General features: G+C 61.6%; 6 protein-coding genes. 4 read left to right on the top strand and 2 right to left on the bottom strand.

The annotated features are described in order from the left end of the window. A partial coding sequence (gene putP / locus EKA13_RS15730; RefSeq protein ID WP_065760299.1) for a sodium/proline symporter PutP occupies window positions 1–1,464 on the bottom strand: 1,464 nt, incomplete at its 3' end. Between the two features lie 479 nt (window positions 1,465–1,943). Here putP and putA point away from each other — a divergent pair. After that, window positions 1,944–5,897: a trifunctional transcriptional regulator/proline dehydrogenase/L-glutamate gamma-semialdehyde dehydrogenase gene (gene putA, locus EKA13_RS15725; protein ID WP_065760298.1), complete on the top strand. Its 3,954-nt coding sequence runs from the start codon at window positions 1,944–1,946 to the stop codon at window positions 5,895–5,897. Between the two features lie 149 nt (window positions 5,898–6,046). Here putA and EKA13_RS15720 read toward each other — a convergent pair whose 3' ends face one another. After that, a complete protein-coding gene (locus EKA13_RS15720) occupies window positions 6,047–6,490 on the bottom strand; it encodes a hypothetical protein (protein ID WP_065760297.1) in 444 nt (147 codons plus the stop codon). 312 nt (window positions 6,491–6,802) lie between these two features. On the opposite strand from EKA13_RS15720, the gene EKA13_RS15715 reads away from it, so the two are divergent. From EKA13_RS15715 to mdtD, 3 genes are read left to right on the top strand one after another with little or no spacing between them, the layout of a single operon-like run. Beyond that, window positions 6,803–8,245, top strand: a complete 1,443-nt coding sequence (locus EKA13_RS15715) for a TldD/PmbA family protein (RefSeq protein ID WP_065760296.1) — start codon at window positions 6,803–6,805, stop codon at window positions 8,243–8,245. After that, the gene (locus tag EKA13_RS15710; protein ID WP_065760295.1) at window positions 8,245–9,570 is read left to right on the top strand and encodes a TldD/PmbA family protein; all 1,326 of its coding nucleotides are present in this window, start codon (window positions 8,245–8,247) and stop codon (window positions 9,568–9,570) included. Before EKA13_RS15715 ends, EKA13_RS15710 begins: the two co-directional genes overlap by 1 nt. 56 nt (window positions 9,571–9,626) lie before the next feature. Continuing rightward, complete coding sequence (mdtD, locus tag EKA13_RS15705) at window positions 9,627–11,054, top strand: multidrug transporter subunit MdtD (RefSeq protein WP_065760294.1); 1,428 nt, start codon at window positions 9,627–9,629, stop codon at window positions 11,052–11,054. The last annotated feature ends 48 nt before the right edge of the window (window positions 11,055–11,102 follow it).

Here is an 11,102-nt window from a genome sequence, read left to right as displayed (position 1 = left end):
CTCGTCGGCCTTCTCAAAACGGGCAACCATACCTTGCGACGGACGACCCAGGGTGCTGACCAGCAGGATTGCCAGGGCGCCCAGGATGAAGCCCGGGATGATTTCGTACAGACCCAGCAGGGCGAAATGCTTCCAGACAACCACGGTAATCGCACCGACCAGGATACCGGCCAGCGCACCATTACGGGTCATGCCTTTCCACAGTACGGAGATCAGTACCACAGGACCGAAGGCAGCGCCGAAGCCCGCCCAGGCATAGCTCACCAGGCCCAGGACCTTGTTCTCAGGGTTGGCGGCGATGCCAATCGCAATCAGCGCTACGGCCAGCACCATCAGACGACCGACCCAGACCAGCTCAAGCTGCGAAGCACTCTTGCGCAGGAAAGCCTTGTAGAAGTCTTCGGTCAACGCACTGGAGCACACCAGCAGCTGGCAGCTCAGGGTGCTCATTACGGCAGCCAGAATAGCCGACAGCAGCACGCCTGCGATCCATGGGTTGAACAGGATTTTGGCCAGTTCGATGAACACACGCTCATGGTTCTCGGTCACAGGACCGGCCAGATCAGGGTGCGCCGAGAAGTAGGCAATACCGAAGAAACCGACGGCACAGGTACCGACCAGGCACAGAATCATCCAGGTCATGGAGATACGGCGGGCCTTGGCGATCGACTTGACCGAATCTGCCGCCATGAAGCGCGCCAGGATGTGCGGCTGACCAAAGTAACCCAGACCCCAGCCCATCAGCGAGATGATGCCGATAAAGGTAGTGCCTTTGAGCATGTCGAAGTTCGCCGGGTCTTGCGCTTCGATGGCCAGGAAGGTCGTATCGACGCCACCGGTGGCGAGCAGAACAATGATCGGCGTCAGAATCAGCGCGAAGATCATCAGGGTCGCCTGAACGGTATCGGTCCAGCTCACAGCCAGGAAACCACCAACAAAGGTGTAGGCGATCGTGGCGGCTGCACCTGCCCACAGGGCAGTTTCATAGGACATGCCGAAGGTGCTTTCGAACAGACGGGCACCTGCAACGATGCCGGAAGCACAGTAGATTGTGAAGAACACCAGAATCACCACCGCGGAGATGATCCGCAGCAGGCCGCTCTTGTCTTCAAAACGGCTGGTGAAGTAGTCCGGCAGGGTCAGCGCGTCACCGTTGTATTCGGTTTGAACACGCAGGCGCCCGGCAACGAACAGCCAGTTCAAGTAGGCACCGATGATCAGGCCGATAGCGATCCAGACCTCCGACAGACCCGACATGTAGATCGCGCCTGGCAGGCCCATCAGCAGCCAGCCGCTCATGTCCGAGGCACCCGCCGAGAGCGCGGTTACCACGCTACCCAGGCTGCGGCCGCCCAGAATGTAGTCGGAAAGGTTGTTGGTGGAGCGATAGGCCATGAAGCCGATCAGCACCATCGCCAAGATGTAGATCACGAAGGTGATCAGGGTTGGGTTGCTTACACTCATGATGTTGCGCCCTGGAATTTGTTTTTATGGTAGCCGCAGTTGGCTGATGCCGCCGGCAAAGCCGTTCATTCCCTGAACGCTCGTCACGGGTAGCACTGAAGCCCAACCGCGCATGGAGTGATGCGAAGACTTCCAGATAAAGCCCCGCACGGGTACACCTGACCTCAAGCGAGGTTGCACCGAGGCCGCGAATGCTATGCAACAACGCAAAGAAGGTGCAACCAATTTCTGCAATCCAGTTGCACCTCGTCGGATATTTCCGATGACGACCACTTTTTGCTCCCTTATGGAGCAAAAAGCACGATCTACAGAAGTAAACGCACCCTAAACAGCCAAAACGGCTGAGCCCCTCAAACTGTCGGACGAGCTGCACTTTTTTTGTACGAAAAATGGGTTGCACCAGGTTGCACCCAGACCCCGCCACAGCTAATCTTTGCGCCAGCTAGTGCCACATCACGTGGCGATAATGAGGATAAGAAATGGCGACGACCACCCTAGGGGTCAAACTCGACGACCCGACCCGTGAGCGACTCAAAGCAGCTGCGCAGTCCATTGACCGCACGCCGCACTGGTTGATCAAACAGGCAATTTTCAATTACCTGGAAAGGCTCGAGGGTGGCGCCACCCTGACCGAACTCGCCGGACAAGCCCACAACCACGCTGACGAAGCCGGCGAAGTGCAACCTGATCACGCTCACCAGTGCTTCCTCGAGTTCGCCGAAAGCATCCTGCCGCAGTCCGTTCTGCGCTCGGCCATTACATCGGCCTATCGCCGCCCCGAGCAGGAAGTCGTGCCGATGCTGCTGGAGCAGGCTCGCCTGCCGGCAGCCATGGCCGATGCCGCCAACAAACTGGCCGCCGGTATCGCCGAGAAGCTGCGTAACCAGAAGAGCGCCAGCGGTCGCGCCGGTGTCGTTCAGGGCCTGCTGCAGGAGTTCTCCCTGTCGTCCCAGGAAGGCGTAGCACTGATGTGCCTGGCCGAAGCGCTGCTGCGCATCCCGGACAAAGGCACCCGTGACGCCCTGATCCGCGACAAGATCAGCACCGGCAACTGGCAGCCGCACCTGGGCAACAGCCCGTCGCTGTTCGTCAACGCGGCCACGTGGGGCTTGCTGCTGACCGGCAAACTGGTCTCGACCCACAACGAATCCGGCCTCACCGCTTCGCTCAGCCGCATCATCGGCAAGAGCGGCGAGCCGATGATCCGCAAGGGCGTCGACATGGCCATGCGCCTGATGGGCGAGCAGTTCGTCACCGGCGAAACCATTGCCGAAGCGCTGGCCAACGCCACTCGCTTTGAAGCCAAAGGCTTCCGCTACTCCTACGACATGCTTGGCGAAGCCGCACTGACCGAGCATGACGCACAGAAATACCTGGCCTCTTACGAGCAGGCGATTCACTCGATCGGCAAAGCGTCTCACGGCCGTGGCATCTATGAAGGCCCGGGCATCTCGATCAAGCTCTCGGCCCTGCACCCTCGCTACAGCCGCGCCCAGTACGAGCGCGTGATGAACGAGCTGTACCCACGCCTGCTGTCGCTGACCCTGCTGGCCAAGCAGTACGACATCGGCCTGAACATCGACGCCGAGGAAGCCGACCGCCTAGAGCTGTCGCTGGACCTGCTCGAGCGCCTGTGCTTCGAACCACAACTGGCGGGCTGGAACGGTATCGGCTTCGTTATCCAGGCTTATCAGAAGCGCTGCCCACACGTCATCGACTACGTGATCGACCTGGCACGCCGCAGCCGTCACCGCCTGATGATCCGCCTGGTGAAAGGCGCGTACTGGGACAGCGAGATCAAGCGCGCCCAGGTCGAAGGCCTGGAAGGCTACCCGGTCTACACCCGCAAGGTGTACACCGACGTTTCCTATATCGCCTGCGCCCGCAAGCTGCTGTCGGTACCGGAAGCCATCTACCCGCAGTTCGCTACCCACAACGCCCACACCCTGTCGGCCATCTATCAGATCGCCGGGCAGAACTACTACCCGGGCCAGTACGAGTTCCAGTGCCTGCACGGCATGGGTGAACCACTGTACGAACAAGTCGTGGGCAAGGTTGCCGATGGCAAGCTGAACCGTCCATGCCGCGTGTATGCCCCGGTCGGTACCCACGAAACGCTGCTGGCCTACCTGGTTCGCCGCCTGCTGGAAAACGGCGCGAACACCTCGTTCGTCAACCGTATTGCCGACCACTCCATCTCCATTCAGGAACTGGTGGCCGACCCGGTTGCAACCATCGAGCGCATGGCCACCCAAGAGGGCAGCGCTGGCTTGCCGCACCCACGCATTCCATTGCCGCGTGAACTGTATGGCAGCGAGCGGGCGAACTCCGCCGGCATCGACATGGCCAACGAACACCGCCTGGCTTCGCTGTCCTGCGCCCTGCTCAGCAGCGCCCACAACAACTGGTTGGCCGCGCCGATGCTCGGTTGCGCCGCCAGCGCCGGCACTCAACAGCCGGTACTGAACCCGGCCGATCATCGCGATCTGGTCGGTCACGTTCAGGAAGCCAACATCGAAGACGTCGACAACGCCATTCAGTGTGCATTGAATGCCGCACCGATCTGGCAGGCCACGCCTCCGGCAGAACGCGCCGCCATTCTGGAGCGCGCCGCCGACCTGATGGAAGCCGATATCCAGCCGCTGATGGGCCTGCTGGCTCGCGAAGCTGGCAAGACCTTTGCCAACGCCATCGCCGAAGTGCGTGAAGCCGTAGACTTCCTGCGCTACTACGCAGTGCAGGCACGCAACGACTTCAGCAACGACGCCCACCGCCCACTGGGCCCAGTTGTCTGCATCAGCCCGTGGAACTTCCCACTGGCAATCTTCAGCGGTCAGGTCGCAGCTGCGCTCGCCGCAGGCAACCCGGTACTGGCCAAGCCTGCCGAACAAACCCCGCTGGTCGCAGCGCAAGCGGTACGCCTGCTGCTCGAAGCCGGCATTCCAGAAGGCGTGCTGCAACTGCTGCCAGGCCGCGGCGAAAGCGTCGGTGCCCGCCTGGTTGGTGACGAGCGCGTCAAAGGTGTCATGTTCACCGGTTCCACCGAAGTCGCGCGTCTGCTGCAACGCAACATCGCCGGTCGTCTCGACAACCAGGGCCGTCCGATTCCGCTGATCGCCGAAACCGGTGGCCAGAACGCCATGATCGTCGACTCCTCGGCACTGACCGAACAAGTGGTCATGGACGTGGTGACGTCGGCCTTCGACAGCGCCGGTCAACGTTGCTCGGCACTGCGCGTGCTGTGCCTGCAGGAAGACTCGGCTGACCGCGTGATCGAAATGCTCAAGGGCGCCATGGCGGAATACCGCATGGGCAACCCGGAACGTCTGTCCGTGGACATTGGCCCGGTGATCGACGCCGAAGCCAAGGCCGGCATCGAGAAGCACATCCAGGGCATGCGCGAGAAAGGCCGCTCGGTCTATCAAGTGGCTATCGCCGATACCGAAGAATGCAAACGCGGCACCTTCGTCATGCCGACACTGATCGAGCTGGAAAGCTTCGATGAGCTGCAACGCGAGATCTTCGGCCCGGTACTGCACGTCGTGCGCTACAAGCGCAAGGAGATGGACCAACTGATCGACCAGATCAACGGCTCCGGTTACGGCCTGACCCTGGGCGTGCACACCCGTATCGACGAGACCATTGCCAAGGTCGTCGGCAGCGTCAACGCCGGCAACGTCTACGTCAACCGCAACATCGTCGGCGCCGTGGTCGGTGTACAACCGTTCGGCGGTGAAGGCCTGTCGGGCACCGGCCCGAAAGCAGGTGGCCCGCTGTACCTGTACCGCCTGCTGTCGACCCGTCCGGCCAACGCCATCGAACAATCGTTCAAGCGTACCGACGGCGAAAACACGCCAGACACCCAGATGCACGACAGCCTGACCAAGCCACTGCAGGCCCTGAAAGCCTGGGCTGGCAGCAACCAGATGGTCGAGCTGGGCGCACTCTGCGAGCAGTTTGCCGAGCAGTCGCAAAGCGGGATCACACGCGTCCTCACCGGCCCGACCGGCGAGCGCAACAGCTACACCATCCTGCCACGCGAGCATGTACTGTGCTTGGCCGAAAGCGAAGCTGACCTGCTGACACAACTGGCGGCGGTACTGGCGGTCGGTAGTTCGGCGGTATGGCCAGACAATGCACTGGGCAAAACCCTGCGCACTCGCCTGCCAAAAGACGTACAAGCCCGCATCAAGCTGGTGGCCGAGTGGAACAAGGACGACGTCGTATTCGACGCTGTTCTGCACCACGGCGACTCCGACCAACTGCGCAGCGTTTGCGAGCAGGTGGCCAAGCGTGCCGGTGCCATCGTCGGCGTCCAGGGCCTGTCCTCGGGCGAAACCACGATTGCTCTGGAGCGCCTGGTGATCGAACGTGCACTGAGCGTCAACACCGCCGCAGCGGGTGGTAACGCGAGCCTGATGACCATCGGCTAAGCGATTCGCACCCAAACAAGCAAAAGAGGCGCGTTCGCGCACCTCAGACAGCTGACAAACCCCCGCTCTTTAGCGGGGGTTTGTTTTTCAAGCCAAAGACAGTAACCGCCACAGCGTGCTGGCGCTAACCACTGTGGAAGTTGGCTTTATCAGCAAGCTGCAGCGCGCCCACCAAACGTGCGAAGACTCCAGAATTTCATTAGTTCAGACGCAATAGCCAACACCACCATTAACACCGTGCTACGGTCCGGAAAAAATTGAGCACCCAGCACTAAAACCGACACTGAGGGCGCAATGAAAAAAATCCTCAAGGGCATCTGCAAGTAGCCAACCCACCTCGCGGCATCTCGCTGGGCCAAGAATAAAAAACAGCTGACAAATAACGACACCTGCAACACCCAATTCAGTACGAGCTTCAGCGCTTGGGCAGGCCCCAGGTCACCCCAATAAGCCAATGTCATTTCCCACGCGGCCAGGTACGGCACTTTGTCGTGCCGTAGATTTGTCGTCACGTACAACGCGATGTAGAGAACATCAAACCATCCCCATGCAAACCATACCGTCGACTTGCAGCCACTGTCTTTTGCGCTCATTCAGTACAAACCTTTCTTCTGCCCACATTGGCGCTTCGGCCGAACGTGACACGCTGACGTAAGTTGAAGTTCGCGTATTTCGATTTGCACGGCAGCGACCTAGAGACGTGTTGGTTTGCCATCAAGCCAGATCGAACAATCCCTTTGATGTAGTCCGCATCCCAGCGGCAAGTAGGACGCATCCCAAACCCCAAAAAAGGCACTCAATGCACAGCGCGCTTTTTCCTCACCCGGAAAGTAACGGGCTGCCATAATGAGCGCGCATCACGAGTGGTTCTGAGGGGGAGCCACCGCGCGCACGGAGGTTCACCCATGTTCGATGTCACCGCATTGCTGCGCCAGCGCTTCGCAGCCTTGCGCAGCACCGCCGAATTCTTCTCGCTGCGCTATGTGCAGGAGTCCCGACAACACCTGTCGGTACGCAAGAACGTCGCCGAGCCACCCAGCCTGGGTTGCGATGAAGGGGCGATGCTGACAGTACGCCTCAACGGCGTGGAAGCCTATGCAGCAACCGCCGACCTGTCCCAGGCGGGCCTGCAACGCGCGCTGGAGCAGGCCGAAACACTGGCCCGAAGCATCAACGGCCACGCCCTGCTCAACCTGAGCCAGCAGCCGGTGACCAGCGCTCAGGCCGACTACTGCTCCCCCAACCTTGCGCAGCCGTTTCCCAGCCTTAGCGACTGCTATGCGCTACTGGCCAGCGAATCAGCCAGCGTACCGGCGGACTCGCGCCTGGTGAATTGGCAGGCCAGCCTGGGCATCACCACGGTCGAACAGATTTACCTGAACAACGCTGGCGCGCAGCTGCGCCAGGCCCAGCGCTTCGTTTATCCAGGGTTCGGGGTCACCGCCTTTGACGGTCAGGACAGCCAAAGCCGCAGCCTGGGCCGGGAAAATTTCGGCCAGCAGGGCGGGTTCGATGTGATCGAGCGTTGCGGGCTGATAGGTGCCGGCGCCTTGGTCGCCGACCAGGCACTGCAACTGCTGCTGGCACCCAATACGCCCAGCGGCGTACGCGACCTGCTGTTGATGCCCGACCAGATGATGCTGCAGATCCACGAGTCCATCGGCCACCCGCTTGAAATGGACCGCATCCTCGGTGACGAGCGCAACTACGCGGGCACCAGCTTCGTCAACGCCAGCGACTTCGGCCATTTACAGTACGGCTCTATGTTGCTGAATGTCACCTTCGACCCCGATATCCCGGAACAACTGGCCAGCTATGCCCATGACGATGATGGTACGCCGGCACACAAGACCTTCCTGATCCGTGACGGCCTGCTACTACGCCCCCTGGGCAGTGCGTTGTCGCAGTTTCGCTCCGGCCTCGATGGCGTTGCCAACAGCCGCGCCTGTGGCTGGAACCGTGCACCGATCGACCGCATGGCCAACCTCAATATCGAGCCGGGCGAACAGAGCCTGGCGCAACTGATCAGCGGCATCGAACACGGCATTCTGATGAAAACCAACCGTTCGTGGTCCATCGACGATGCGCGCAACAAGTTCCAGTTCGGCTGCGAGTGGGGCCAGTTGATCGAAAACGGCGAGCTCAAGGGCGTGGTCAAAAATCCAAATTATCGGGGCGTTTCAGCACAGTTCTGGCGCAACCTCAGCGCCGTGGGCGATGCCAGCACCTTCCAGGTACTCGGCACACCTAACTGCGGCAAGGGCGAACCCAACCAGGTGATTCGGGTCGGGCATGCCTCACCGGCCTGCGTGTTCAGCCAGATCGACGTATTCGGAGGAGATGCCTGATGGCCTACCTGGAACATTTCCAACGCCTGGTGAACAGCCTGCGCGATGCCGTACGCGCCCCCGAACACTTCACCCTGAGCTACAGCGCCGAGCAGTCGCAGTTCATTCGTTTCAACCATGCCCAGGTCCGCCAGGCCGGCAACGTCGCGCAGGCCAGCGCCAGCCTCAAACTGATCGACAGCGGACGTCAGGCCGACTTTCAACTCACCCTCAGCGGGGACAGCGACGCTGACCTACAACGCCTGCAGCAGGCCCTGGCACAACTGCGACAGACCTTGCCGCTGATCCCGGTCGACCCCTACCTGAAACTGAACGAGGCCGTCTGGCATAGCCACAACGTGCAGAACACGCCTCTGCCAGACACCGCCGAGGTACTCGCCCAGATCGCCGCAGGTGCCACGGGGCTGGACCTGGTCGGGATCTACGCAGCAGGCCCGATCTGCCGAGGCTTCGCCAGCTCATTTGGCGCCTTTGGCTGGCATCAGGCCAACAGCTTCAACCTCGACTGGAGCCTGTTCCATGCCAACGGGCAGGCCGTCAAAGCCAACTATGCCGGCCAATGCTGGGACGCCGCGACATTGGCCTTGCGCCTGCATCAGGCCCGCGAGCAACTGGACTACCTGGACCGCCCACTCAAGGTCCTCGCACCCGGCCAGTACCGTGCCTACCTGGCGCCCGCAGCGCTGGACGAAATCATCGGCATGCTCTGCTGGGGTGGTTTTTCCGCCCAGGCCATCGCCAACAAGGACAGCCCGCTACAACGTCTTTACGCCAGCGATGCACAGTTGAGCCCGCTGATCGGCATCGCCGAACAGGTCAGCGGCTCGCTCAGCCCAGCGTTCTCCGAGGAAGGCTACCCGCGCAGCGACCTCTCGCTGATCGCACAGGGCAAGGCCCACCAACGACTGGTCGGTGCCCGCAGTGCAGCCGAGTTCGAGTTGCTGGCCAATGGCGCCGACAGCGATGAGTCACCCTGCGCACTGAGCATGGCCCCCGGCGAACTGGCGGCGGATGCAATCCTCGCCCAACTGGGCACAGGCCTGTACATCAGCAACCTCTGGTACCTGAACTACTCAGACCTGCCAGCAGCGCGCATGACCGGCCTGACCCGCTTCGCGACCTTCTGGGTTGAGGACGGGAAAATCCAGGCACCGGTCAGCACCATGCGCTTTGACGACAGCGTCTACAGCCTGCTCGGTACGCAGTTGGAAGCACTGACCTGCGACCGCGAGCTGATCCTGTCGACCAGCACCTATGACCAACGCCAGACCCGCTCTACGCACCTGCCGGGCGCGCTGGTCAAATGCCTGACGCTGACCCTGTGATAGCTACTTATCGCCGGCAATACCGGCGATAAGGCCCCACCTCGGAGAGAGGCCCTATGCCTGATCGCGCGCCCCTAGACAGCACCACCGCCCGCTGGATTCCCTGGGTGGTGGCCATCGCTTTCTTCATGCAGTCACTCGACGGCACCATCCTCAACACCGCCCTGCCCGCCATGGCCCGCGACTTGGCCGAAGACCCCCTGCGCATGCAGTCTGTCATCATCGCCTACATGCTCACTGTGGCCTTGCTGATTCCCGCGTCGGGCTGGATCGCCGACCGCTTTGGCACCAAACGGATCTTTTTCGGCGCGATTTTGCTGTTCAGTATCGGCTCGCTGCTCTGCGCCTTGGCCGACAGCCTCGGGATGCTGGTCGCCGCACGGGTGATCCAGGGGCTGGGCGGCGCGCTGATGCTGCCCGTCGGACGCCTGGTGGTGTTGCGCGCCTACCCACGCTCCGAGCTGGTGCGGATCATGAGCTTCATCACCATTCCCGGCCTGCTCGGCCCACTGCTGGGGCCGACCCTGGGCGGCTGGCTCGTGGAAATACTCAGCTGGCACTGGATCTTCCTGCTCAACCTGCCCGTCGGGGCGGTGGGTTGCTATGCCGTGTGGAAATTCATCCCCGACTTGCGCGGTACCGAGCGCACACGCTTCGACGGCATGGGTTTCCTGCTGTTCGGCGCGGCAATGGTGCTGATCACCATTGCCATGGAGGGCTTGGGCGAGCTGCACCTGCCGCACTTGCGGGTGATGTTGCTGCTGTTCGCCGGCATGGCCTGCCTGGCAGCCTATTGGCTGCGCGCCGGCAGTACGGAGGACCCGCTGTTCTCGCCCCGGTTGTTTCGCACCCGGACCTTTTCGGTGGGTATTCTTGGCAACCTGTTCGCCCGCCTGGGCAGTGGCGCCCTGCCTTTTCTGGTGCCACTGCTGCTGCAGGTCGCGCTGGGCTATTCGCCCTCAGAAGCCGGCATGAGCATGATTCCGCTGGCGGCCGCGGCGATGCTGGCCAAGTCGGTGGCCCAACCCCTGATCGAGCGCCTCGGCTACCGTACGATCCTCACCGGCAACACCCTGCTGCTGGGCGTGCTGCTGGCCAGCATGGGACTGGTCGATGAACAGACGCCCTACGCCGTGCTGCTGGTCCAATTGGCACTGCTTGGGGCCGTCAACTCGCTGCAATTCACTGCAATGAATACCGTGACCCTGATCGACCTTGACGATGCCAGCGCCAGCAGCGGCAACAGCCTGCTTTCCGTGGTGGCACAACTTTCGCTGAGCCTGGGTGTCGCCTGTGCCGGTGCGCTGCTGGGCGGGTTCACCGCAGCGGGCAGTGCCGAAGGGGTGGAAAGCACACTGGGTGCGTTCCAACTGACCTTCCTGACCATCGGCCTGATGGCCATGTTGGCCGCAGCGATCTTCATGCAGCTGTCAAAGACGGACGGAAGGCGTGCCCGTCGTCTGGAACCTGAAATCGAGCCTTAGGGCGAATGGCCACGAGGCTGGTACACTGCGCGACATTTTGTTTTGCAG

It is taken from the genome of Pseudomonas defluvii (assembly GCF_001695625.1).
GTDB classification, from domain to species: domain Bacteria; phylum Pseudomonadota; class Gammaproteobacteria; order Pseudomonadales; family Pseudomonadaceae; genus Aquipseudomonas; species Aquipseudomonas defluvii.
The sequence above is the reverse complement of the archived record's forward strand: the minus strand, read 5'-3'. Positions and strand labels throughout refer to the sequence as shown.